Annotated in this window: 21 protein-coding genes; 8 read left to right on the top strand and 13 right to left on the bottom strand. The window is 63.7% G+C overall.

The annotated features are described in order from the left end of the window. The first annotated feature begins 334 nt into the window (after positions 1 to 334). The 3 genes from M8J71_RS00625 to M8J71_RS00615 all read left to right on the top strand — a co-directional run bounded on the left by M8J71_RS00625 (position 335) and on the right by M8J71_RS00615 (position 3,173). Positions 335 to 1,411, top strand: coding sequence for a DUF222 domain-containing protein (locus M8J71_RS00625; RefSeq protein ID WP_256246079.1), 1,077 nt, complete (start codon positions 335 to 337; stop codon positions 1,409 to 1,411). A 230-nt stretch (positions 1,412 to 1,641) separates the two neighbouring features. Then, complete coding sequence (locus M8J71_RS00620; RefSeq protein ID WP_256246078.1) at positions 1,642 to 2,421, top strand: isocitrate lyase/PEP mutase family protein; 780 nt, start codon at positions 1,642 to 1,644, stop codon at positions 2,419 to 2,421. 74 nt (positions 2,422 to 2,495) lie between these two features. Continuing rightward, entirely contained in the window at positions 2,496 to 3,173 is a 678-nt protein-coding gene (locus M8J71_RS00615; RefSeq protein ID WP_256246335.1) for a YqjF family protein, read from the top strand. Between the two features lie 21 nt (positions 3,174 to 3,194). On the opposite strand, the gene M8J71_RS00610 is transcribed toward M8J71_RS00615, so the two are convergent. Together M8J71_RS00610 and M8J71_RS00605 are read right to left on the bottom strand one after the other, a co-directional pair. After that, positions 3,195 to 3,515: a hypothetical protein gene (locus M8J71_RS00610; RefSeq protein WP_256246077.1), complete on the bottom strand. Its 321-nt coding sequence runs from the start codon at positions 3,513 to 3,515 to the stop codon at positions 3,195 to 3,197. 206 nt (positions 3,516 to 3,721) lie between these two features. Then, positions 3,722 to 6,223, bottom strand: a complete 2,502-nt coding sequence (locus M8J71_RS00605; protein ID WP_308292935.1) for a Tex family protein — start codon at positions 6,221 to 6,223, stop codon at positions 3,722 to 3,724. Between the two features lie 142 nt (positions 6,224 to 6,365). Between M8J71_RS00605 and M8J71_RS00600 the strand changes: the two genes are divergently transcribed. Then, positions 6,366 to 6,662, top strand: a complete 297-nt coding sequence (locus tag M8J71_RS00600; protein WP_256246076.1) for a hypothetical protein — start codon at positions 6,366 to 6,368, stop codon at positions 6,660 to 6,662. 232 nt (positions 6,663 to 6,894) lie between these two features. Here M8J71_RS00600 and M8J71_RS00595 read toward each other — a convergent pair whose 3' ends face one another. The 3 genes from M8J71_RS00595 to M8J71_RS00585 all read right to left on the bottom strand — a co-directional run bounded on the left by M8J71_RS00595 (position 6,895) and on the right by M8J71_RS00585 (position 9,685). Further along, the gene (locus M8J71_RS00595; protein ID WP_256246075.1) at positions 6,895 to 7,965 is read right to left on the bottom strand and encodes an alkene reductase; all 1,071 of its coding nucleotides are present in this window, start codon (positions 7,963 to 7,965) and stop codon (positions 6,895 to 6,897) included. Between the two features lie 131 nt (positions 7,966 to 8,096). Further along, on the bottom strand, positions 8,097 to 8,837 hold the full coding sequence (locus M8J71_RS00590) for a hypothetical protein (RefSeq protein WP_256246074.1): 741 nt from the start codon (positions 8,835 to 8,837) through the stop codon (positions 8,097 to 8,099). Between the two features lie 188 nt (positions 8,838 to 9,025). Then, positions 9,026 to 9,685 (bottom strand): DUF6318 family protein, encoded by a 660-nt coding sequence (locus M8J71_RS00585; RefSeq protein WP_256246073.1) that lies wholly within the window; start codon positions 9,683 to 9,685, stop codon positions 9,026 to 9,028. A 259-nt stretch (positions 9,686 to 9,944) separates the two neighbouring features. Between M8J71_RS00585 and M8J71_RS00580 the strand changes: the two genes are divergently transcribed. After that, positions 9,945 to 10,379, top strand: coding sequence for a pyridoxamine 5'-phosphate oxidase family protein (locus M8J71_RS00580; RefSeq protein ID WP_256246072.1), 435 nt, complete (start codon positions 9,945 to 9,947; stop codon positions 10,377 to 10,379). 17 nt (positions 10,380 to 10,396) lie between these two features. After that, complete coding sequence (locus M8J71_RS00575; RefSeq protein WP_256246071.1) at positions 10,397 to 10,894, top strand: very short patch repair endonuclease; 498 nt, start codon at positions 10,397 to 10,399, stop codon at positions 10,892 to 10,894. 85 nt (positions 10,895 to 10,979) lie between these two features. On the opposite strand, the gene M8J71_RS00570 is transcribed toward M8J71_RS00575, so the two are convergent. Next, positions 10,980 to 12,152: a glycosyl hydrolase gene (locus M8J71_RS00570; RefSeq protein ID WP_256246333.1), complete on the bottom strand. Its 1,173-nt coding sequence runs from the start codon at positions 12,150 to 12,152 to the stop codon at positions 10,980 to 10,982. A gap of 276 nt (positions 12,153 to 12,428) precedes the next feature. Here M8J71_RS00570 and M8J71_RS00565 point away from each other — a divergent pair, with 276 nt between their 5' ends. After that, positions 12,429 to 12,839 (top strand): Hpt domain-containing protein, encoded by a 411-nt coding sequence (locus M8J71_RS00565; RefSeq protein ID WP_256246332.1) that lies wholly within the window; start codon positions 12,429 to 12,431, stop codon positions 12,837 to 12,839. Here the strand turns inward: M8J71_RS00565 and M8J71_RS00560 are convergent. Continuing rightward, the gene (locus M8J71_RS00560) at positions 12,812 to 13,579 is read right to left on the bottom strand and encodes a response regulator transcription factor (RefSeq protein WP_256246070.1); all 768 of its coding nucleotides are present in this window, start codon (positions 13,577 to 13,579) and stop codon (positions 12,812 to 12,814) included. The genes M8J71_RS00565 and M8J71_RS00560 overlap by 28 nt on opposite strands. A gap of 94 nt (positions 13,580 to 13,673) precedes the next feature. On the opposite strand from M8J71_RS00560, the gene M8J71_RS00555 reads away from it, so the two are divergent. Next, entirely contained in the window at positions 13,674 to 15,329 is a 1,656-nt protein-coding gene (locus M8J71_RS00555) for a sensor histidine kinase (protein WP_256246069.1), read from the top strand. Between the two features lie 100 nt (positions 15,330 to 15,429). On the opposite strand, the gene M8J71_RS00550 is transcribed toward M8J71_RS00555, so the two are convergent. The 6 genes from M8J71_RS00550 to M8J71_RS00525 all read right to left on the bottom strand — a co-directional run bounded on the left by M8J71_RS00550 (position 15,430) and on the right by M8J71_RS00525 (position 23,722). Next, positions 15,430 to 16,668: an McrC family protein gene (locus M8J71_RS00550; protein WP_256246068.1), complete on the bottom strand. Its 1,239-nt coding sequence runs from the start codon at positions 16,666 to 16,668 to the stop codon at positions 15,430 to 15,432. Then, positions 16,655 to 18,904: an McrB family protein gene (locus M8J71_RS00545; RefSeq protein ID WP_256246067.1), complete on the bottom strand. Its 2,250-nt coding sequence runs from the start codon at positions 18,902 to 18,904 to the stop codon at positions 16,655 to 16,657. Before M8J71_RS00545 ends, M8J71_RS00550 begins: the two co-directional genes overlap by 14 nt. Positions 18,905 to 18,939: 35 nt before the next feature. Then, positions 18,940 to 19,206, bottom strand: a complete 267-nt coding sequence (locus M8J71_RS00540; protein WP_256246066.1) for a PLDc N-terminal domain-containing protein — start codon at positions 19,204 to 19,206, stop codon at positions 18,940 to 18,942. Positions 19,207 to 19,311: 105 nt separating this feature from the next. Next, positions 19,312 to 19,728 (bottom strand): acyl-CoA thioesterase, encoded by a 417-nt coding sequence (locus tag M8J71_RS00535; protein ID WP_256246331.1) that lies wholly within the window; start codon positions 19,726 to 19,728, stop codon positions 19,312 to 19,314. 185 nt (positions 19,729 to 19,913) lie between these two features. Further along, positions 19,914 to 21,992: an ABC transporter ATP-binding protein gene (locus M8J71_RS00530; RefSeq protein ID WP_305478031.1), complete on the bottom strand. Its 2,079-nt coding sequence runs from the start codon at positions 21,990 to 21,992 to the stop codon at positions 19,914 to 19,916. Further along, positions 21,989 to 23,722, bottom strand: coding sequence for an ABC transporter ATP-binding protein (locus M8J71_RS00525; RefSeq protein WP_256246065.1), 1,734 nt, complete (start codon positions 23,720 to 23,722; stop codon positions 21,989 to 21,991). The genes M8J71_RS00530 and M8J71_RS00525 overlap by 4 nt, the downstream gene beginning before the upstream one ends. Positions 23,723 to 23,862 lie beyond the last annotated feature (140 nt).

Here is a 23,862-nt window from a genome sequence, read left to right as displayed (position 1 = left end):
GCAGAGTAGGGCTATGGAAGCCAGTGGGGAGCAGCTTGCGGAGTACGGCGGTTCTACCGCTGTGCTGACGCGGGCTGGCAGCGTTTCCTCCCGTGGTTCTAAGGCGTCCGACGGCGACGCCGGCCGAGGTTTTGCGGGCCGGCTCCGTGCCGTTCCCGGCTTGCCCCTGGCTGACGTGGCTGAGCCCCTTCCTGTGGCGCCCCTCCCGGCTGGCAAACCGTCCGGTCCGGATCGGCCGCCTGCTGCGGTGCCCCACCCGTCGGACAGCCCTTCCAGTTCAGATCAACCGCCTGCTACGGCGCCCCTCCCGACTGACAACCCGTACTGTCAGCAAGTGCCGCTTGGCCTGGGTGAGATCGGCAGACTCCTGGCTGCTGCCGCGGCTGCTGCCCCCAGGATTCTCGCGGCCGCTAACTATGTCGAGGCCGCCGATTATGCCGGGAAGGTCGAGGACCTCTCCCGGTCCGTGGAGTACCTGCAGGTCCTGGCCGCCGGGACGGTGGACCGCACCCGCACGCAGGCCATTTCCGCGGCGGACGCCGCCCGGGCAGGCCGCTCCCGGACGGGCAAGGGCTGGGTCACCGGCTGGGACAACGGCGTGGAAACCCTGAACGAAACCGATGCCGCCTGGCCCGGAGACTCAGGGGAAAGCGGTTCTGTGGCAAGCGTGTCAGCGGCCAACGGTCCACTGGCCAGCGAGTCAACGGCAAGAGGCGCGCGGGCGCAGATCGAGACGGACAGCCCCGCCCGGGTGATCACCTCGCCGGCTGATGACGGGTGCGCGAACACTGCAGAGTTCCTGCGGCTCCGGCTGCGGATCGGCAAGAGCGAGGCCCACCGCAGGCTCGCCCTCGCAGCGGACATCCTCCCCAGCAACACCATCACCGGCGACAGCATCCCGGCCACCCGCGGACACCTCGCCGCCGCCCTCGCACCCGCACCCGCAGCCGCCGGGAACGTCGAGGACGACGCGGACACCGAGGACGGGGGCGAAGACCCGGCCATCACCAGCCAGGCCACGACCAGCCCGGTGGTCTCCTCCCGGGCCGGGACCATCATCGCGCTGACCCTGAACCGGCTCGGCCACCTCGTTACACCGGAGCGGTTGGAGCTGATCGAGGAAAACCTCACCACCACAGCCGCCACCGCCGACCCGGACTTCCTCGCCCGCGTCGCCCGCCGCTGGGCCGACACCATCGACGCCGACGGCACCGAACCCAGCCCCACCAACACAGACAACGGCGCCCTCCTCTGCTCCGGCCACCACCACCTCATCCACAAAGAACAATGGACCATCACCACCATCAACAACACCCCCTGGTACACACCCCCAAAACACCTCGACCCACACCAAAAACCCCAACAAAACACCTACTTCAAACCACCACCCCCACCAACACCCCGGGAATGAAAGCGCGAAATGTGCGCTTACCCCCAAATCGTGAACAGTTGATAAGGCGGCTTGTGCCGGCTGAGTTTTATTGCTGATGAGGAATTGTTTTGGGGTTAACGCGAAATGGGGTTGACCCGAGAAAGGGCAGACACAGGAGAGGCGCGAGTGGCTAACACCCTGCGTCTAAAAAGCCGTCCTTCAGCGGAGTGGTCTGCTGCTTTCCGCAAGGCTCCGTTAGGCTTCACAGCATGACGGAAACCAACAATGCCAAGGCCGCTGAGCTTCTCCGACTTCACCAATCAGATGAGATCCTCCAGGTGATCAATGTCTGGGATGCCATCACAGCGAGAGTTATCACCGCAGTCCCTGGCACCGTGGCCCTGGCTACGGCAAGCCATTCCATTGCGGCTTCGCTGGGTTACCCTGATGGCGAGAACATCCCCGTGAACGAAATGATTGGCGCGGTGGGCCGCATCGCCGCGGCTACTCACTTGCCGGTGAGCGCCGACCTGGAATCCGGCTACGGGGACCCGGGCGAAACAACGCGCAAGGCTATCGGCGTTGGCATTGTCGGTGGGAACATCGAAGACCAGATGCGCCCGCTGAAAGATGCTGTGGAACAGATGTCAGCGGTAATTAAGGCTGGAGCATCCGAAGGAATCGACTTCGTGCTGAACGCCCGGACGGATGCCTTCCTCAAAGGCAAAGACCGCGATCCCGCCCACGTTCTGGTCGACGCCATCGAACGCGGCAGGGCATTCCTGGATGTTGGTGCCACCACCGTCTTTGTACCCGGCCTGCTCGATGAAGCCTCGGTGGTTGCGCTGGTGGACGGTATCGGCTGGAACAAGGTTTCCGTCATCAATGTCCCGGGCTCCCTGCCTCCGGCCAGACTGCAGGAACTGGGAGTCGCACGAATCTCTTATGGCCCCTGGACGCAACGGGTTGCGCTGACAGCACTGGCGGACGCCGCGGCCACCCTTCTAGGCGGCGGAGAGCTTCCCGCCGGTACCCGCGCCCTGAATTAGCAGAAGCGGTGAATCAGCACCAGGACAGGTCGGCACGATGGCCGCTGCCAGAGGAACTGCCTGTGCCTGTCATCATGGATCAGCGCTGGATGGACGCCGTTTTCCTCCATTGGCGCATTCCGGAATCTGTTGCTGTCCGCTTTATGCCCCGGGGCGTACTGCCAGACACCTTCGACGGAAGCTCATGGGTTGGCCTCATCGGCTTCCGCATGAAGGAGGCAGGGATTGGACGCGGACCAGGCATTCCCTATCTGGGCAGCTTCAATGAGGTTAACGTCCGCCTTTACTCCAGGGAACCTGACGGAACCCGTGGTGTCGTATTTCTGAGCCTGGATTCAAACCGGCTGCCCGTGGTCCTGGCCGCCCGGGCGGCTGGCATTCCCTACGTCTGGTCGCGCACGGGTTACGCGCCGCCCTCAGCCCGGACCCCGGTCACCAGCTACTCCGTCCGCAGGTTCCGGCGGGGCGCCCACAGCACCTTTCGTGCTGCGGCGGATCTTGGCAGGCCGGTTGAGGATCCCCTGTCAACGCACCTGACTGCCCGATTCGGGCTACACAGCGTTTTCAGGGGCCAAACCATCTACATCCCCAACACGCACGAACCGTGGCCCCTTTACGCGGCAGACCTGCTCGAACTGGACGACGGATTGATGGGAGCCGCGGGGATCACAGTGGATGGCCCGCCTGAGTCCGTGTTGTACTCCCCCGGTGTCCGGACTCAATTTGGCCGGCCCCGTTTTCTCGGGCACTAACTGGACCTGATGCGATATGTCCTAAACGTCCTGCCAGCCGCGGCCCTCGTTGAAAGTGGCAACGAGGGTTCCGACTCCAGCGTTGAGGGAGTTGGACGGGTCGAAGTACAGGGACGCCTCAGAGGCACGGCTGTGGGTGATCAGCTGCTCTGCTTCCAGTTTTGCCTCGGGAACGGTAGCGCCAATGATGCCCGTGCGCGCCGGGAGCTCAGGGGTATGCACAACATCGGCATCCGTCTGGGTCAGCGGGATGGTAGTACCGGAGTTGATCTCGTCATGCGGAAACTCAAACTCGGCATCGTTGGCTGCGGGAGGGATCGTGTACTCCAGGAAATAGGTCATGGATCCACCTTTGCAGAAACCCATCGCCATCGAAAGTGCGCCCAGAGGTGTGGGCATGACGTATTCCCGTCAAGGGCGCACTCCTATACTTGCCGCATGATGATGTCGCTGTGGTTCGGCGTCATAGCATCCAGCGTCGTGCTGTCGCTGGCGTAGGCCATACCCGCCGCCGCGCCGCACCTACGCCATCGAGCCGCCCCAATGGGCTACTTACCCAGGCCCGCCTTCCGCAGCGCCTCAGCCATGGCGGTGTTCACCGGGGCGGCGTGGGGAGCAGAGGTGCGGCCGGACACTGGCGCATTACGCGTCGGCTTTCCGCCCGATCGCCCCTGTTCCTGCTTCCCGCCACGCTCCGAACCCTGGGAGCCGCCTCGTCCGCTACTGGGGCCTGCGCCCCGCCCGCCGCTTTGGTTCCTCCCCCGCTCCTGGTTCTGTGGCTGACCGCCGGACTTCCCGGCCGATGCGGCACCCGAACCCGAGCCGCCCGAGGAGGGCTCGTCGTCGAGCCGCAGCGTCAATGAGATCCGCTTCCGCTCGGGGTCCGCCTCCAGGACCTTCACCCGGACCACTTGCCCCGGCTTCACCACCTCGCGCGGATCGGAAACGAAGCGGTTGGCCAAGGCAGAGACATGGACCAGTCCGTCCTGGTGTACGCCCACATCCACGAATGCGCCGAACGCCGCGACGTTGGTCACAGTCCCCTCCAGGACCATCCCCGGCTTGAGGTCGGAAATCTTCTCGATCCCCTCCGAGAAGGTGGCAGCTGCGAAGGCGGGGCGTGGATCCCGGCCCGGTTTGTCCAGCTCTACCAGGATGTCCTGCACCGTGGGCAGCCCGAAGGTGTCATCCACAAAGGCACGCGGGTCCAGCGAGGAGGCAGGCGCAGAACCAGCGGCAACGAGGATCTTGCGTGCCACGGCGTAGGATTCCGGGTGCACGCTCGAGGCGTCCAGGGGTTCCGCACCCCCGGTGATGCGGAGGAAGCCCGCGCACTGTTCGAACGCCTTGGCACCGAGCCGCGGCACTTTCTTGAGGTCCGCGCGCTTGGCAAAAGGCCCGTGCTCGTTGCGGTACGCAACAATGTTTTCACTGAGCAGAGGCCCGACGCCGGCCACCCGGCTGAGCAGCGCGGGCGAAGCCGTGTTGACGTCCACTCCCACGGCGTTAACGCAGTCCTCCACCACGGCGTCCAGGCTGCGGTCGAGTTTCGAGGCCGTCACATCGTGCTGGTACTGGCCCACACCGATGGACTTCGGATCGATCTTCACCAGCTCCGCAAGCGGGTCCTGCAGCCTGCGGGCGATCGATACAGCCCCGCGGAGGGACACATCCATACCGGGCAGTTCAGCTGCAGCGAGAGCGGAAGCAGAGTAGACGGATGCCCCGGCTTCTGACACCACGAGCTTTTGCGGTTTCCGTTCCACGTCCGGCAGCCGCTTGATCAGCTCGGCGGCGAGCTTGTCAGTTTCGCGGGATGCTGTTCCGTTGCCAATGGCCACGAGCTCGACGGCGTGCTGCCGCGCCAGCCGAACCAGCGTCGCCAGCGCTTCGTCCCATTTGCGGGCCGGGGCATGCGGGTAGACGGTGTCCGTGGCCACGACTTTGCCGGTGCCATCCACTACAGCTACCTTCACGCCGGTTCGAAGTCCGGGGTCCAGGCCCAGCGTGGCCTTGTTCCCGGCTGGCGCGGCCAGCAGCACGTCGCGAAGGTTCGCAGCGAAAACGCGGACCGCCTCATCCTCGGCGGCTGCGAACATCTTGCCGCGGAGGTCGGCCGTCAGCCGGGCCAGCACGCGGGACCGCCACGCCAACTGGGCTGTTTCCATCAACCAGCCATCGGCGGGACGCCCACGGTCGGCAACCCCGAGGCACCTGGCCACCGCCGACTCATAGCGTGAGCGCGCGGCCGCAAGGGCGCCGTCGTCCGTGGGGTCTGATTCGGCAAGGTCGAGCTCAAGGACACCGTCCTTTTCCCCCCGCAGCAAAGCGAGCACGCGGTGCGACGGCATGCCGGCCGGCGCCTGGGCAAACTCGAAGTAGTCAGCGAACTTCTGGCCTTCTGCCTCCTTCCCCTTCTTGACGCGTGACACCATGCGGCCCTGCGTCCAGAGGCGCTCGCGCAGGGTGGCAGCTAGATCGGGGTCCTGGGCGACGCGCTCAACGAGAATGGCGCGGGCACCCGCGAGCGCGGCGGCGGCGTCACCAACGGCATGTTCAGGGTTGAGGTACTTCGTAGCCTCGCGCTCCGGGCTTAGCTCGGGGCGTTTCAGCAAAGCCTCAGCCAGCGGCTCCAGGCCGGCTTCGCGCGCTATCTGCGCTTTGGTTCGCCGCTTTGACTTGAACGGCAGATAAATGTCCTCAAGCCGCGACTTCGTGTCAGCAGCGAGGATCGCTTTCTGCAACTCGGGCGTTAGCTGGCCTTGCGACGCAACAGCGTCGAGAACCGTACGACGGCGGTCCTCCAGTTCACGGAGGTAGCGCAGGCGTTCGTCGAGGTCGCGGAGCTGAGTGTCGTCCAGCGTCCCGGTAGCTTCCTTGCGGTATCGGGCGATGAACGGGACGGTGGACCCGCCGTCGAGCAGCTCCACTGCTGCCTTCACCTGCCAGGCTTTGACGCCCAGTTCGGTGGCGATCTGGCTGTAGATTCCGTCCTCCCTTTTCGTGGGCGTGGACGGAGCAGGGGAAGGGGCGTGCGGCAGTTGAGTCACCAGAACATCTTGCCCTAAGCGGTTGCCCGGCTCCACTGCCGTGGCAGTCAAGGACGTTGGGCAAGGGTATTCCGCTGCCGCCCGCAAAGTGCTGTAGTTGAAATGCCGTCACAGGCACCGAACGCTCGAGGAAGAGGGCATCATGCGGGAACTGCTTATTATTTTCCGGGAGGGGTTCGAGGAAGCAAATATCACCGTGACGGTGAACGGCAAGCAAGCGCGGCGGGACCTGGACGTTTCCACCAATCCGATCCTCGGCATCGCATCCGAAGTATCCGTAGAGCTGCCGGCGAAGGGCGCGCAAGTGGGAGTCGAGGTTACCAACCGGGGCCTGAAAGCGATCAAGAAGGTCAGCGGCAAGCCCAAAAGCGTGCTCGTATCCATCGAGGACGGCAAGCTGGTCATGACGGAAGGAACCGGCCGGGAGGCGCTTCTCTAGCCCACCCGGAAGGTGCCGAAACGGACTCTAGTAAAACTCCATTTGATGGAGTAGCATCTGATCACCGCTGGACCCCAGAGGAGCCCGGTGGGCCAACTTCACCAGCCGAAGGCCGTCGGATGGCCTGAGGCTTCCGCTGCCGGGACAGCACACCGAGCAGCAAACGACGGCGGCACCCAAAGCCGGGTGCCGCCGTCGTCGCTGTTTCGTAGTTGCTGTTTGGAAGGGGCTGTTAGCCGGCGTAGGCCGGGTAGTCCGTGTAGCCCTCGGCTCCATCGGCGTAGAAGGTGGAGGGGTCCGCTTCGTTCAGCGGCAGGCTCTCGTTCCAGCGCCGCGCCAGGTCCGGATTGGCGATGGCGGGACGGCCCACCACTACGGCGTCAGCATGGCCGTCGGCCACCAGGGCAACAGCTTCCTCGCGGGTGGTGACGACGCTGAATCCGGTATTGACCAAGAAGGTGCCACCGAAACGGGCGCGCAGATCCTGGACCAGTTCTCCACCGGGTTCGTGGTGCAGGATGCTGAGGTAGGCAAGGTTAAGCGGGGCGATGCTGTCCACCAGAACCTCGTACGTGGCACGAACATCAGCTGCATCAGTCTCGGCAATGCCCTGGACGTTGTGCTCCGGGGAGATGCGGATACCCACCCGGTTGGCTCCGACCGCCGCCACTACCGCATTGACCGTCTCGATCACGAAACGTGCCCGGTTCTCCGGCGAACCGCCGTAGCTGTCCGTGCGGACGTTGGCGTTTGGCGCCAGGAACTCGTGGAGAAGGTAGCCGTTGGCTGAGTGAAGTTCGACGCCGTCGAAACCGGCTTCGATGGCATTCAGCGAGGCGGCGACGAATTCCTGGATCACCAGAGGCAGTTCGTCAGTGGTCAGTGCGTGCGGCACGGGGTACGGCTGCTTGCCGGACGGGGTGCGGACTTCGCCCTCGATGGCTACGGCGCTGGGGGCGACGATGGTGTTGCCGCCCGTGATGTCCGGGTGTGAGACCCTGCCGCCATGCATGATCTGGGCGAACATGCGGCCGCCTTCGGCGTGCACTGCGTCGGTGACCTTCTTCCATCCGGCCACCTGCTCTTCCGTGACGATGCCAGGCTGGCCGGGGTAGGAACGACCAGCAGGGCTGGGGTAGGTTCCTTCGCTGACGATGAGGCCGAGGGAAGCACGCTGCCGGTAATGCTCAACAAGGAGTGGACCAGGGATGCCTTCTTCGCCGGCGCGGAGCCGGGTCAGGGGTGCCATCACCAGTCGGTTGGGGAGCTCGAGTTCGCCAAGGGCCAGAGGGGAAAACAGCATGCGCGTCCTTTCGAAGTTTCAACGTTCTGTCTGGCCCAACTGGGAGGCGCGTGCAACTATTCCGAATGCGGCGCGAATCACATCACTTTTGACGGCTGGCGCTCTCCTATTTGGGCTTACATCACGACTGTTTAGCGCATTGCCCCAACTCCCGGACAGCCCTGCCCCTGGGGGTTTGTGTTGCAGTCGTCGGCATAGTTGCGGGTGAGGGACCGCCAGACACTTATGGTTTGTGGCGGCGCGTTGAATTGGCCCTGGCCAGGGATGGGCAGAGGTGGCCCGGCATTGACGGAGTACGTTCCTTGGAAGGATGTGGTCAGGACGACCTGGAAGTCACCCGTGGCTCCGTAGGCGTGGCTTGTCCTCGTCTTTTCACCCCAACGGTCCTGCGGTAGCGGCCCTCCCATTGACGGCTGGGGACCGAAAACAGTTCCATCGCCGTAGTTCCAGGTGTACTGAACCGGCGTCGCGACAATGTGCACCTGCTGGCCGAACATGGTGACATCGAACTGCTGTTCCACGGCCTCCGCGTAGAAGTTGGTTTCAGCGCCCCGGAGCGTGTGGGGGCTGGGCTGGGCCACGACTGTTCCCGCGTTCACCGGCAGGCTTTGGAACTGCCGCTGGATGTCGGCAGCGATGCGGGGCAGCAAGTCCTCGGGCCGAGCGTCGTAGAGGCAGGTCGGGCCCGAATGGTGGGCCCAGACTGCGCCGGGAACTCCCCGGGGCCTTGATAGCCAAGTGACAGGGATGCCCTCTTCACCGTCAGGGCCGTCCTTGCATTCGATTTGCCGGGCAAGGCATGGAGTATCGAAGTCGCCCCCGCCAAGGTGGCACTGAAGCTCGTACTTGTACTCGTTGGGATCGGTGAACACGGCCCCTGGCGCTGCTGGCCCTACTTCGCCAGTTGCCGGATCGACAACCCAGACAGCAACGTCAATACCAGCATTGCCGAATCCAGAATCCGCACCGCTTTCGGCAAAGGCAGGGTTTGCAGAAACGAGTCCGACAGACACCAGCAGTATGACGGTAAGTAACGCTCCGTGCAGGCCCTTCATGAGGTTTACCGAAGCGGGTGAAGGGCATTGACGCGCCATGCGTTGTCCTCGAATCCGACGAGCAAAACGTTTCCTGTATTGGACGGCTTTGTTGCTGCTCTGAATTCGGACCCACCGGGCGCATAGTAGGTTATCGTTTCCTGCTGAACTTGGACGATCACCTGATAATTCCCGTCGGCCGCACGCTCAAAAGTCGTGGTTGCGGCGGGAACTGTTATCTTCCCACCCGCAAGCCATCTGCCCTCTTGATAGTTCGTGGTCAAAGAGGATGTGATGTTGGAGCAGAAGTCACAATTCGGAGACGTAACACTCTGAACACCAGCGATGTCACCGGTTTCGTATGCGTAGTTGACCTGCTGAAACCAATAGGCCGTAAACGCCTCCGCGCCCTCCTTCGTCTCCGTCTTCGCCACGTCGGGCAGCACGGGGACGGGAACGTTTTGGGCGGGGCCGGATGCGTCGGCCGGTTTGTAGGCCGCGCTGGTCGTCGGCGTAGGGGTGGCGGAAGGACTAGGGGACATCGACTCTGTAGCTGTCGGGGATGCCGTTCCTGGATCTGCAGGTGCTCCACCTGCGCAGCCAGCCAACATCACCGTGGCAGCAACAAGGATGGATACAGCGCCGGAGCGCATGAGGCGGGACGTGAATACGTTGTGCGATGTCATGGGCCGCTAATCCCCCAGTAGTTTCAAGACGGCATGTTCCGGACAGTGACTTAAGGGTAGCCCAGGTCACATTTCAGCGATCAAACTTATCCACAGGCATCCCGTCCTTGGTTTCATCACCGAGGCCGAGGATTAGAAAGTAATAAAGCAGGCCAGCAACTAAGAGCACGCCGCCCCCATCGCACCTAACCAAGAACGCAGGGCGGGCACCAACAAACTGCCCCTAGCGCATTTCTACGTAACGTAGAAGAATGATGGCATGATGTTTGAGCACACAGATGGAAATCCGGTCCTGGAACTCAGTGACGAGCAGTCCTGGCGCCTGCTGGAGGGGACCAAGCACGGACGGCTGGTAGTTTCGGTTGCCGGGGAACCGGATATCTTTCCCGTCAACTACGTCAGCTCGAACGGCAAGCTGTATCTGAAGACTGCCCCGGGCAACAAGCTCGCCCAGCTGACCATCAATTCGGCGGTGCTCTTCGAGGCTGACGGCATCCTCTCTGACGAGGCGTGGTCCGTGGTCCTTCGGGGAAGAGCCCGGGTGCTGAGCAACTCGGCCGAACTGGCAGAGGTGGAGGAACTGGGCCTGAAGTCGTGGGTGCCAACGCTCAAGGACTTCTACGTCGAGATCGAGCCCGTCGCCATTACCGGGCGCCATTTCCAGCTCGGGTACCAGCCGGAGCTCGATTTCTAGGAATCTAGACTGAAAGCATGGCGGATAAGCTGAGCCCGGAACAGCGCAGCTGGAACATGTCACGAATTCGAGGGAAGGACACCAAGCCCGAGCTGTTAGTGCGCAGGCTCCTCCACGCCAAAGGGTACCGCTACCGTCTGCACGGTAGGACCGGGGGCACGCGGCTTCCGGGCAATCCGGACTTGGTCTTCGCCGGCCGCCGCAAGGTCATTTTCGTCAACGGCTGCTTCTGGCATTTCCATGACTGCCGGGTGGGCCAGCACGCCCCCAAAGCGAACGCGGAATTTTGGGAGGCGAAGCGCTCCCGTACCAAGGAACGCGACGCCGGCCAGCGACGCTTGCTGGAGGACGCCGGCTGGGAGGTGCTCACCGTGTGGGAATGCGAACTCAAGGATGCATCGGCCCTTGAGTCGCACCTGGTGCAGTTTCTGGAAAAAGAACCCCACGCTTCCAATGGGGCCCCGGACAGACACATTCTTGAGCGAATCTTTAGCCTCTCCCGCAGCAACCCTTGATGTGGGTCCGGAAGGATGACTGCGTTGTCCCGTTTGGAGGACTGCAGCACCAAGAGTCCGGAGCACCAGCATCCCCTTTCGCCAGCTAACTGCGCCGCGCCAAGAGCGCCGCATTCAAGGCAGACGCCGAGGAAGGACTGCTGTTGATGCGCCAGTCGGCCTCCTTCTGCAAGTGGAACCAGACGAACCCCAGAACGTCGGGCTGGGCGGCAAGGTAGGACACCAGGCTGGAGTTCCATTCGGCTTTCGAACCGCCGGCCTCGCTGGACGCCGTCTCGGCAATCAGGATTGGTTTACCCGGCGCGAGGGTTCGGAGCGCCGCAATGCCCGGGGCAAAAAGATCCTGGGGCGAAGCCCAGCTGCTCCACGCTGTGGACGTGCCCCAGTTGTACCCGTCGAGGGCCACAACGTCCACGTAGCCCGCGCCGGGATAAAGCCCCGCCAGATCCGTAGAGCCCCAGTAGGGAACGTTTGGAGACCACACCCATTGGACGTTGCTGGCTCCGGTAGAGGCGACGACGTCGTAGACGTGCTGCCAGGCCTGGACGTAGTCGCCCGGCTGATTTCCGTTCGCCGATTCCGCCCACGGATACCAGTTGCCATTCATCTCATGGGCAAGGCGGAGCATCACCGGCTGGCCCCAGGCAGCAAGGGACTGGCCCCACTCACGAATGCGCTCATCAAAGTCGCCGGCGGTGATTCGGTTAAGGGCATACGCAGGCTGCTCAACGCCGCCGCCCCAAACCCACGGCTCCCACGTCACAAGGGGAACGGCACCGCGGGCGCGCACGGCGTTCAGCTCCGTCAGTGGAGGCGACTGAAGAAAGTCTTTGTAAATGAGGACCATGGAGGGGCTCTCTCCCGCCAAAGCAGATACTTCGTCGAGTTCTGCGGCAGCCAGTGCTCCGCCAGGAGTGGCCACTCCAAAGCGCAAAGAGTCCGTGCTGACGGTAGGCGGCTGGGGCGCCGGGGCTGCCTCCACAACGAACGGTGCGGAAGCCTTGATGGACGACGTCTTGGCTGTGACTATGACGGTGCCGCTGGACTCAACAGGAATGGTGATGCCGGTACTGAATGCGCCCGTAGCTGTGGTTTTGAAGGGAAAGGTAGTGGAACCCACAATTACCGTTCCGGTTGTTGATGCCTTAAATCCCGTGCCGGAAACGGTAACAGGAGAGCCCGCCGGCCCGGATGAAGGACTCAAGACGACCTGGCCAGCGGGGGCAGCATGTGCAGGCTGGACAAAGGCCAAGGCCATTCCGGCTGCCACCACAAAGGCTACGACAAAAGTTCTCAGCGACCTCAACACAACAACTACTCTCCACGTCTCGATGCGGCCCGCTGCCGCTGATCTTTTGTACGGAATGCACTGGCTCAAGTATTGGACCTAAAAATCCGCAGCCTCATCAAGAAACACACAATTCTGTTCGGAAACCACTCCCGAGTATGAGCAGCAGCCCTAACCTGAAGGGGCGTTGATGCCCCACCTACCCCCCGGTTTACGGAGTGGAAGACCACAGCCGAAAGGACCATGATGACCCCGTCCATTGATGCCGGTCGCCCACTGGTGGACCAGGCCGTCCTGGACCGGCTGCGTGAGGAACTCGAGGAGGACGAAGGGTATTGCAGGGTCTTCGTGGGGAACTTCATTGACTACCTCCCGCATCGCATCGGGCGCCTGCGGTTGGCCCTGACCAGCGGAGACCTGGACGGGTCGGTGGACGCCGTCCTCAGCCTGAAGACATCCAGCCAGATGGTGGGCGCCCAGCGGCTCGCCAGTCTGGCAATGGCCCTGGAAGGCGAAATCAGGACCGGAGGGCCGGACGCTGACGCCGCCGTCGTCCTTCCCAGGCTCGCGGCCTCGTTCCTGAGGCGGATCAGCCAGTGCAGCCGGCAAACGATGAGCAGGCTGCAGGATCAGTGCTCGCCCGGGGCGAGCCTGTAGCCTACGCCGCGAACCGTCTGGAGCCAGCGCGGCTTCTGCGGAGAATCACCAAGTTTCTTGCGCAGGTTTCCCATGTGTACCTCGACGGACCGCTCGTCGGCTTCGCTGATGTAACCCCCGACGTCGTAATCCTCGTCCCGTAGCCGGCGCACCAGGTCCGATTTGGTACGGACAGTCCTGCCTGCCTCCAGCAGGGCGTGCAGGAGTTCGAACTCGGTGCGGGTCAGGTTCATCTCGGCGCCGTCCACGGTTACAGTGCGGGAGGCATAGCTCAGCTCCAGGCCGTTATGGCTGTAATTTCCCCGCTCGGGATGCGCTTGGCCATCCGTGGACGCCTCCACCCCGGCAGCTTCCGCGGCGTCCGGGACGGTACGGGGGCGTCGCATCATCGCAGCGATGCGGGCGCGCAGCTCCCTGGGGCGGAAGGGTTTTGTAAGGTAATCGTCCGCGCCGGACTCAAGGCCGATGAGGGTATCCAGCTCTTCAGTCCGGGCCGTCAGCATCACGATATATGCGTCCGAAAACTCGCGGATCTGCCGGGAGACCTCAAAACCGTCGATGTCCGGCAAGCCAAGGTCCAGGGTGATGACATCCGGATTGAGGGTCTTCGCGGTAAGGACACCTTCGGCACCGCTGCTTGCCACGGTCACGTCAAAGCCTGCCTGGGTCAGCACAGTGCGAACCAGTTCCCGAATGTCGTGGTCATCCTCGATGACCAGTCCGACACGTGCATCACTCATAGTGCCCCCTCAGCAGCCAACGTCAGAAGTATAGCTGGCTGCGGATATCCTGCTGATATGGCCTCGCACACCTTGTCCCGTAAGTTTCTGCGCCATGACTAACCCTGATGCGTGGTCCTCCGGCCGGATAAGGTTCTTTCGGCGTCCTTTCCATGAGTACCGGCTAACGGACCGGGTGGCGCTCAGTCAGATGCCCCTGTTTGTGACGACGATCCTGACAGCCTTCCTGATGTGGGCGTTCTTCCCGGCCACAATGAACAATCCGCTTTTTGTTGCGTTCCTGGTGTCGCAGGCCGCCATCATGGCCCTGTGCTATCTGGTTCCCTGGGAGCGGTTGCCCTACACGAGCTTCCTGATTCTTCCGCTGCTGGATTTCGTCTCCATTGCCCTCGGCAGGGAAGGCGGGCAGGAAAGCCTGACGGGTATCAGCCTGCTTGCCGTGTTCCCGGTGATCTGGCTGTGCGCCTCCGGCTACTACCCGAGGGCTGCTTTGTGGCTGTCTTTCCTGGCACCGCTGGCAATCATCTGGGTTCCGCTGCTGATCAAAGGAAGCTTTACGGCGCAGGACTTTGCGCGGTCACTGCTCCTGCCCGTCATGATGCTCGGCATCGGTGTTTCCGTAAGTGTCCTGACGCTCAGCATGATGCGGCAGCAGCGTGAGCTGGAGGATAAGGACGCGCAATTGCAGGCCAACCTGCGCACCAGCCAGCGCCAGGAAGCACTGTTGAACACCGTCCTGGACACTGTCCATCTGGGCGTCCTCGCCGTGGACGCGGACGGGCATGACGTGCTGATGAACCGGAAGCAGCGGACCAACCACGAACTGGCGCGGCCCAAGGAGATAGCTGACCCGAACGAGTCCCAGCTGCTCGTGTTCGGGCCGGACCGGAAGACTTTGGTTCCAGTGCAGGAACGCCCGGTCCGCCGTGCCGTCCTCGGGGAAACCTTCACGGATTACCTTGTGTGGCTGGGCTCGGGCAAGGAGCAGCGGGCTTTCGTGACCACCGCCCGGGCCATGAAGGACGCCGAGGGGAAGTTCTCCGGCTCCGTAATTGCCTTCAGCGACGTCACGGACCTCGTCAATGCCCTGGCGGCAAAGGACGACTTCGTCTCGAGCGTCTCGCATGAATTCCGGACACCCCTGACGTCAATTCTTGGGTACGTGGAAATCCTGCTCGAAGATGAGCCGGCGGAGTCGCAGCGGGCCATGCTCGAGATCATCCGCAGGAACTCGGAGCGGCTATTGACGTTGGTCAGCGACCTGCTTGCCAGCCGCCACGGACAGCTGGTTGTTACGCCCCACTCCGTGGACGTGGCCGACCTGGTCCGCAGCAGCGTTTCCTCCGCGATGCCCAAGGCGGCCGCGTCAGGAGTGGTGCTGGCCGCTGATACGCCGGAGCGGCTGGAGGCCCACGTGGACGGGCCGCGGATTTCCCAAGTGCTGGACAACCTGGTGTCCAACGCCATCAAGTACTCCCCCGACGGCGGCAACGTGCTGGTCACGCTGGCGCAGGAGGACGGCCACCTTACGTGCAGGGTCAGCGATACCGGTATGGGCATGAGCGCCGAAGACGCCTCAGAAGTGTTTGCCAAGTTCTTCCGCACCAGCAACGTCCGCAGGACAGCCATCCCTGGTGTTGGTTTGGGCCTGCCGATCAGCAAGGCCATCGTTGAGGCCCATGGCGGGAACATTGAAGTGGCAAGCGCGCTGGGCCGGGGAACCACGTTCACGTTCCGGGTTCCGGTGTAACAAGGCCAGCGCGTACGACGACGGCAGGCAGTCCGAGCGTTAGGCGCCGGTGCGGGCCTGGCTTGGCCAGCGCGTACGACGGCGGCAGGCAGTCCCAGCGTTAGCCCGCGTTCCGGGCCTGCCGAATCACCTCGCCCCAGGACTGGCGGGCGAGTTCCGCAATCGAGGCGAGGATTTCCGACGGCGGCCCGGACAGGTCCAGCGGGAACTCCACAATGTCGATGTCTGTGTTCAGGATGCGGCGCAGCTTGACCTCACCGGATCCTGCGTAGACCACCCAGGCCGTGGGCACCGCCAAAGCGGTGCAGTGGGCGAGCATTTGGTAATGGTCGGTTGTGAGGGAGGCGCCGAGATCGGACGCGGCCTTGTACTTGGCGTTGTAGACCACCACGGGCCGTCCGCCCAGCAGGTGCACGGCATCCGGCCGCACGGACAACCGGTCCGCATCCCGCACCGCCTCGCTCAGGAGAGCGTTGTACTGGAGCCGGAGCTCTCCCGGGAAGGCAGCCATCGCCGCCCGCAATGCCGTGCCGACAAAATCCTCGAACACCTGGGCCATGTCCACCACGAACGCAGCCGTCTGCTGCTTGCCCTGGCCCGCTTCAGCCGAGGCGTTCCGGAGAATGAGTTCCGCCAGGCGCAGGACAGCGTGGTAGCGATGGTTCATCCGGCTGGCCGTCCACGGCGGGAGCGGTGCACCGGCGGGAAGGCGGGTGACGGCGTCGAGCTTTCCCTTGAGCTGGCGCAGCCGGCTCAGCACCTCGGGGCGGACCCGCGGCACCTGGCCCATCCGCTCCAGCGCGGCACGCAGGATACGGTTTTCAGCGATGTCCTCGCTGAACTCGTCGTAGGACACTTCCAGGGGCACCAGCATGCCGGGCCGCCGGGAAATCTGGTCCGAGATGCGGATGCGTCCTTTGACCGTGCGGAGCGACTCGTCCACGCTGCGGTACCCCTGCAGCACACCGCGTCCCAGGGCCCGTTCGGCAAGCTGCGCCAACGACTCAGCCAGCGCACTCCAGAGTTCCCGGTCCTCCACGGCGGCCACGGAGTCGGGACGGAATCCCTGTTCACCTGCGTAGCTGAGCAGGAACAGGAGCCGGCTGAGTCCCAGCCGGTCCTTGGGCCGGACGTCCAGCTGCACTGTGGGAGTCCGCACAGAGCCCACCTTGCCCACTGGCTCGATCCGGTACAGGCCAAGGCCCATGGGCGACGCCTTGGCGAGGCCACTGGCGTTCAGGAACGAGGCACTGGCCGAATCCAGCCGTTCCACCATCCCGCGGGACAGTTCGTCCAGCACCAGGTGCCGGACAGATGCACCGGGGTCAACGGCCTGCAAGGCGTTCCAGCAGCCGGTCCAGTCCGAAGCGTTCCTCAAGCTGGGCCCGGGTCAGCTGGCCATGGTAGGGGTCCGGGCGCAGGGGCATCAGCTCGTACTTCCAGATCCGCCGCAGCCCGGCAGGGGTTTGGGCTGCCGGTTTCATAAAGTACGACGGGCCGATCATGAGGTCCCGGTCCCACTCGTCAATGGCGGCGTTGAGGGCATCCAGCAGCAGAGCCGGGGTGGTGTCCAGCTGCCGGGCTTCGAGGAACCGGAGCAGCGAGCCCTTCACCGGTTCGGTCTGCGGGTGCAGCTCAATGAAGGCAAAACGGCGGCGGATGGCGGCATCCATCATGGCGATGGACCGGTCAGCAGTGTTCATGGTGCCGATGATGTAGAGGTTGTCAGGCAGCGTGAACGGCTCATTCGGGCTGTATTGCAGGTAAATCCGGTCGTCGCGGTACTCCAGCAGGAAGTACAGCTCGCCGAACACCTTGGCGAGGTTGGCCCGGTTCATCTCGTCGATGATGAGGAAGTACGGTTTCTTCTCGTTGCCGGGCTTGGCCGCTTCTTCGGCGAGGCGGCGGAGCGGACCGGCAACAAGTTTGAAGGACACCTGCCCTTCGTCCGTCTTGTCCGGTCGGTAGCCCTCAAAGAAGTCCTCGTAGGCATACGAAGGGTGGAACTGGACCAGTTTGACCCGCTCGTCCGTGGTGTCGTCCGCAAGTTCCGCCGCGAGGTGCTTCGCCAGGTAGGTCTTGCCGGTGCCCGGCGGACCGTACAGCACCAGCTGCCGGTTCTCCTCCAGCAGTTCGGCGATCTCCTGGAGCGGCTCCAGCTCCATGTGCAGGGAACCCGCGAACTCGCGCGTCAGCGGACGGAATCCCTCCTGGACGGGAGGGACGACGGCGGCCGCTTCAGCATCGCCGTCGGGCTCTGTTTCCGCTTCTGCGGGCAGCAGGCCCTGCAGGGCCTGCACCACCTTGGTGAGATCAACAACGATTCCGGGGGTGGCCAGCTGCCGCTGCACGTGGCGGGGAAGGCTGGTGGTGGCGTGGCCTTCGTCGAACCAGCGGACCTTCCGGCGCAGCCGCCGGTTGTCCTCGTTGGGTTCGGGCTCCCCCAGTACGACGCCGAGCCGCACCTTTCCGGCGTGCTGGTACAGCGCCAGGTCCCCGGGCTTCATCACGGTCAGGAACGCAAAAACAGCGGTCTTGGTGTCCTCGCGCTCCACATAGCCAAGGTGCTTATAGTCCTCGTCCACGGCATGCTGGACCAGTCCCGCCGTGACGCCGGGGCCCAGCAGGCGGAGATGTTCGACGTCGAGCGTCACCTTTTCCTCGCCCTGCCAGGCGGTGAGCAGCTCGGTGTTGTCGCTGTGCGTGCGCAGCAGCCATGCCCGGCGCCCGGGGTCGCCTACCTTGCGCCACTGGCTGACCAACTGGCGGGCATACCAGTCAATGCGTTGCCCGGCCTGCTCATCAAGGTGGAGGCGGATGCGGTGGATGTCTGCGGTGATGTCCTCTTCCGCGTCGCCTTTTGCGCCGCCCACCAGCGAGGCGAAGGCATCGCGGATTTCCTGCCGCTCCACGTCCGCCACCACGGGCTCGAAGTAACTGGGCCAGGTGAGGAACTCGATGCTGCGGCGGATCGCGGGTTGGTCCTGTGGAGTGGCAGCGGCGAGGCGGTGGAACTTCAGCGGGTCCTGCAGGGCTTCGGCAATGTCTGCCGTCGTCTTCTGGTCCACCTGCTGGACAAAACGGCAGAGCCAGCTGAGGTGGTCCCAGATGGTCCAGTTGAATTCGGCGGTCCGGTCGCGGATGACGCCATGGTCGGTGAGGCCCTGGTACAGCTCCTCGGGCAGCTCCAGGGGAGGTTCGAGCCAGGAGGCAGCCTCGGCCACACGGGCGCGCTTGACCTTCAGCGACTTCACCTCGTGGGCCAGGGGCAGCGACTGCAGGAACAGCAGTTCCACGGCCAGTTGCTTCGCTTCCCGGGACGCGCCCTCGAGGTTCTGCCGAAGGTTGGTCATCATGGGTGCCTTCGGATCCGGGGTACCCCGTTCCAGCCTGTCCAGGAGCTCCGCTGCCGCCTCCGACGTCCAGGTCATGGTGCGTCCATCCAGCGCAGACGGCTTCCCGAGGAGCCCGGGGCCAAGCACGAACCACGCAGCCTCCTCAATTTCCCGGGAGACACCGAGGGCACGGGAGGCACCGAGGGCACGGGGCATGGCAGCAGTGGAGGCGGGGGTCATGAATTCAAATTTACAGGGTGAAGCTGGATGGGCGCTCAGAGCCGCTGTGCGCCCCGTGATTCTGGGTGGCTACCAGCCGCTCCCGGCTTCTTCCGGCCGAACGTAAAGTAGCCCACCGGTCCAATGAAGTTGATGAACGATGCCGCCCGCCAGGCAGCCTTGGGACCGTTGATCATCGCCGCCGGGCGCTTTGAAATGTCCCGCTGCGCCGCCACCAACAGGGACACCTGTGCGATGGCCACCAGTATAATGCCGGCCTTTCCGGACGGGGACATTTCCTTCCAGGTCTTTTTCTTCGCCATGCCTATTCCTCCTTGGTTGGGGTTCTTAGTTTCCGATGCCGGCCGCTCCTGCGCAACGGGCGCACCTGCCAAAGCGCCTGCACAGTCCGATCACACACATTCCGCTCACGCAGTGAATGGGGCCAGCCGTTCCTTTTGTTCAGGCGTGAGCCGCTGCACCCGCCCGGTGGCTTCGTGCACGAACGCCAAATGGCTGCTGGCCTTGACGCAGTCCTCCCGGGTGACAGGGTCCTGGAGCAGGTAGTGGATATCGAAGCTGGCTCCCTTGACGGCGCCGATCCACACCTGCACCACGGCAGGGACGTTCCGGTACTCCAGTGTCCTGACGTAGCGGATCTTGTGGTCCACCACCAACGCCATGGTTCCCTCCGGGACGTCATTGAACAGGGAGACGTGCGGCTCGACGCCGGGCAGCCCTGCTCCCCGCGGCGGTCCGAAAGCGGCAATCCGCGCTTCCTCGAGCATCCGGACGATCTGCACGTTGTTGATGTGCCCGTACGCGTCCATGTCGCCCCACCGCATGGGAACCAGGACCTCGATCCGCCGGCCGCCCTCGCTTAGCGGCTTCGATTGCGGATCCTGCTGCGCTGTGCCGTCCTCCTGCGCCCCGCCGTCCTGCCGCGCCGCGCCGTCCTGCTGCGCTGTGCCGTCCTCCTGCGCCCCGCCGTCCTGCGAGGCGTTCTCCTGCACGGGGGCCTCCTGCGCGTTCAGCTGTGCACCGCCGTCGAATCATCCACCGGCAGTTCCCCGGCGTCCGCACCGGCGAACTGGGACATGTACAGCCGGTAGTAGGCGCCTTCCGCAGCGAGGAGGACCTTGTGGTTCCCCTGCTCCACGATCCTGCCGTTCTCCATGACCAGGATGGTGTCGGCGTCGCGGATGGTGGAGAGCCGGTGCGCGATTACAAAGCTGGTGCGGTCCGTCCGCAGCGCCGCCATCGCCTTCTGCACCAGCAGCTCAGTACGGGTGTCAACGGAGCTGGTGGCTTCATCGAGGATCAGCAGCGACGGATTGGCCACGAAGGCGCGGGCGATGGTGATGAGCTGCTTTTCGCCGGCGCTGACGTTGTTCCCTTCCTCATCGATCACGGTGTCGTATCCCTCGGGCAGGGCGCGGACAAAGCGGTCCACGAAGGTGGCTTTGGCCGCGGCCATGACCTGCTCCTCGGTGGCGTCCAGGTTGCCGTAGCGGATGTTGTCGTAGATGGAGCCGCCGAACAGCCAGGCGTCCTGGAGCACCATGCCCACCTTGGAGCGGAGTTCGGACCGGCTGAGGTGGGTGATGTCCACTCCGTCCAGCGTGATGGATCCGGAGTTGAGCTCGTAGAAGCGCATCACCAGGTTGACCAGGGTGGTCTTCCCGGCTCCGGTGGGCCCAACAATGGCCACCGTATTTCCCGGTTCCGCGGTGAAGGACAGGTCTTCGATCAGCTTCTTGTCTTCGGTGTAGCTGAACGTGACGTTCTTGAACTCGACGTGCCCGTCCGTCTTGGCCGGAAGGTGTTCCGTGGCCGTCTCGACGTCCTGTTCTTCGGCATCCAGGAATTCGAACACCCGCTCGGAGGATGCCACGCCGGACTGGAGCATGTTGGCCATGCCCGCCATCTGGCCAAGCGGCTGCGTGAACTCGCGGGAGTACTGGATGAAGGCTGTGGCATCGCCCAGGGACATGGAACCCGAGGCCACCCGGAGCCCGCCCACCACGGCAATGCCCACGTAGCTGAGGTAGGAGACGAACTGCATCACCGGGAAGATGATGCCCGAAACAAACTGCGCCCCGAAGCTGGCCTTGTACAGGGCCTCGTTGCGTTCCTCGAACCGTTCCAGCATGTCTGCATCCCGGCCGAAGACCCGCACCAGGTCATGGCCGGAGAACGACTCCTCAATCTGTCCGTTCAAAGCACCGGTGTTTTTCCACTGCGCTGCAAAGAGCTTCTGGCTGCGCGAGCCGATGATCCCGGCAGCGACGCCGGACAGCGGAAGCGCCACCAGGGCAATGAGGGCCAGCTGCCAGGAGACGATGAACATCATGATCACAATGCCGATGACCGTCAGCAGCGAGTTGATCAGCTGGGCGAACGCCTGCTGCAGCGCCTGCTGGATGTTGTCGACGTCGTTTGTCACCCGGGAGAGGACGTCGCCGCGCTGCCGGGTGTCGAAGTAGTTCAGCGGAAGCCTGTTGAGCTTCTTTTCGGTGTCATCGCGAAGCCTGCGGATAACCTTCATCACGATGCGGTTCAGGACGTAGCCCTGCAGCCACAGGAAGATGTTGGCAACGAAGTACATCAGCAGCACCACGGCAATGAGGAAGGACAGCTTCTGGAAGTCGATGCCGCTGCCGGGCACCAGTTCCATTTTGGAGATCATGTCTGCGAAGTTGTCCTGCCCCTGCTGGCGCAGTCCCGCCACGAACTCTTCCTTGCTGGCGCCTGCCGGGAGTTGCTTGCCAACCACACCGCCGAAGATCACGTCCATCGCCTGGCCCAGGATCTTGGGGGCAATAACGTTCAGGACCACCGCCACCACCACCATCGCAACCACGGCGTAGATGCCCGCAGCCTCCGGCTTCAGCAGTCCCATCAGCCGCTTGGCGGACGGCCAGAAGTGTTCGGCCTTCTTCGCCGGCATGCCGCCGAACATGTCGCCGTCGGCTTCGGACGGCTTGTATTCCTCTTCGAAGAATTCCTCGTCCTCCACCGCGCCGTCCTCCGCCAGGCCCGGGTCCGCCTGGTCCTGGGAGCCTGTTGTCTCTTTTATGTCGGTGGAGTCTCTCTTGCGGGGGCTCATGCCATTTCCTCCACGCTCAGCTGGGATTCAACAATTTCCTGGTAGGTGGGTGAGGTTTCCAGGAGTTCCTCATGCGTTCCGCGGTCCACGATGCGGCCGTTGTCCAGGACCAGGATCTGGTCCGCTTCGGTGATGGTGGAAATGCGCTGGGCCACGATGATGACCGTGGCGTTCGCAGTGGTGCGCTTGAGCGCCGCCCGGAGGCGGGCGTCAGTGGCGACGTCAAGGGCGGAGAAGGAGTCATCAAAGAGGTAGACGCGGGGCGTGGTGACCAGTGCGCGGGCGATGCAGAGGCGCTGCCGCTGGCCGCCGGAGACGTTGGTCCCGCCCTGCGAAATCCGGGAGTTCAGCCCGTTCTTCTTGTCCCGGACAAAGTCGGCGCCCTGTGCCACCTCGAGTGCGTCCCAGAGCTCCTGGTCCGTAGCTTCGGTCTTTCCAAACCGGAGGTTGTGTTCGATGGTGCCGGAGAAGAGGTAAGGCCGCTGCGGGACCAGTGCCACGCGCCTGGTGATCTCCGCCCGGTCCAGGTTGTTGACCGATACGCCGTCCAGGAGCACCTCGCCCTCGGCGATGTCGTAGAGGCGCGGCAGCAGGGACAGCAGGGACGTCTTCCCTGCACCCGTGGAACCGATGATCGCGATGGTCTGGCCCGGCTTGGCGGTGAAGCTGATGTTGCTCAGCACCGGCGACTCGGCGCCCGGGTATGCGAACGTGACGTTCCGGTACTCCACCACGCCGGCCAGTGCAGCAGGGGTCTCCGGCCGTTCGGGATCGTGGATGGAGGGTTCGACGTCGAGCACCTCGCCGATGCGGTCCGCGCAGACGGAAGCGCGCGGAATCATCATGGCCATAAAGGTGCCCATCATGACGGCCACCAGGATCTGCAGCAGGTATTGGAGGAACGCTGTCAGCGCCCCCACCTGCATCTCGCCCGAATCCACGCGCTGCCCACCGAACCACAGCACGGCGGCGGTGGACAGGTGCAGGATCATGCCGATGGCCGGGAACATCAGCACAAACAGGGCGCCGATCTTCAGGGACACGTCGGTAAGGTCCTTGTTGGCTTCGCCGAACCGCTCAGTTTCAAAGGGTTCGCGGACAAAGGCCCGCACCACCCTGATTCCGATGATCTGTTCGCGCAGGACGCCGTTGATGCGGTCGATCTTCTTCTGCATGGCACGGAAGAGCGGCATCAGGCGGACCACCAGGTAACCCACCACCACCACCAGGACGGGGACGGAGACCCAGACCAGCCAGGACAGGTTGATGTCCTCACGCAGGGCCATGATGATGCCGCCGATGCACATGATGGGAGTGGCCACCATGAAGTTCAGCCCCATCAGCACCAGCATCTGGACCTGCTGGACGTCATTGGTGCCGCGCGTGATCAGGGTGGGCGCACCGAAGGTGTTGACGTCCTTGGCTGAGAAGCTGGTGACTTTGCGGAAGACCCCGCGCCGAAGGTCGCGCCCCACGGCCATGGCGGTCTTGGAGCCGTAGTAGACGCCGGCGATCGCCGTTCCAACCTGGATGAAGGCGACGAGGAGCATCACCCCGCCAGTGCGCCAGATGAAGTCGGTGTCCCCGCGGGATACCCCCTCGTCAATGATCTGGGCGTTCAGGCTGGGAAGGTACAGCGCAGCGATGGTTGACGCCAGCTGGAAGACGATGACGGCCACGATGTATGGCATGTACGGCCTGGAAAACCGCCGTATGAGGGTGAGGAGCATGCCCACGTGTCCTTAGAAGAGTTCGCGAAGTGGTGAGGGTTAAGTAGTACCAGCCGGGGCTGACATCCTTAGCCTTCCCACTCTACGAAACTCCTTCCGGGGGTGAAACAGCCCGGCGAAAGATCATCCGGGAGGAGTAG

The organism is Pseudarthrobacter sp. R1 (assembly GCF_024494415.1).
Classification (GTDB): Bacteria; Actinomycetota; Actinomycetes; order Actinomycetales; family Micrococcaceae; genus Arthrobacter.
The sequence above is the reverse complement of the archived record's forward strand: the minus strand, read 5'-3'. Positions and strand labels throughout refer to the sequence as shown.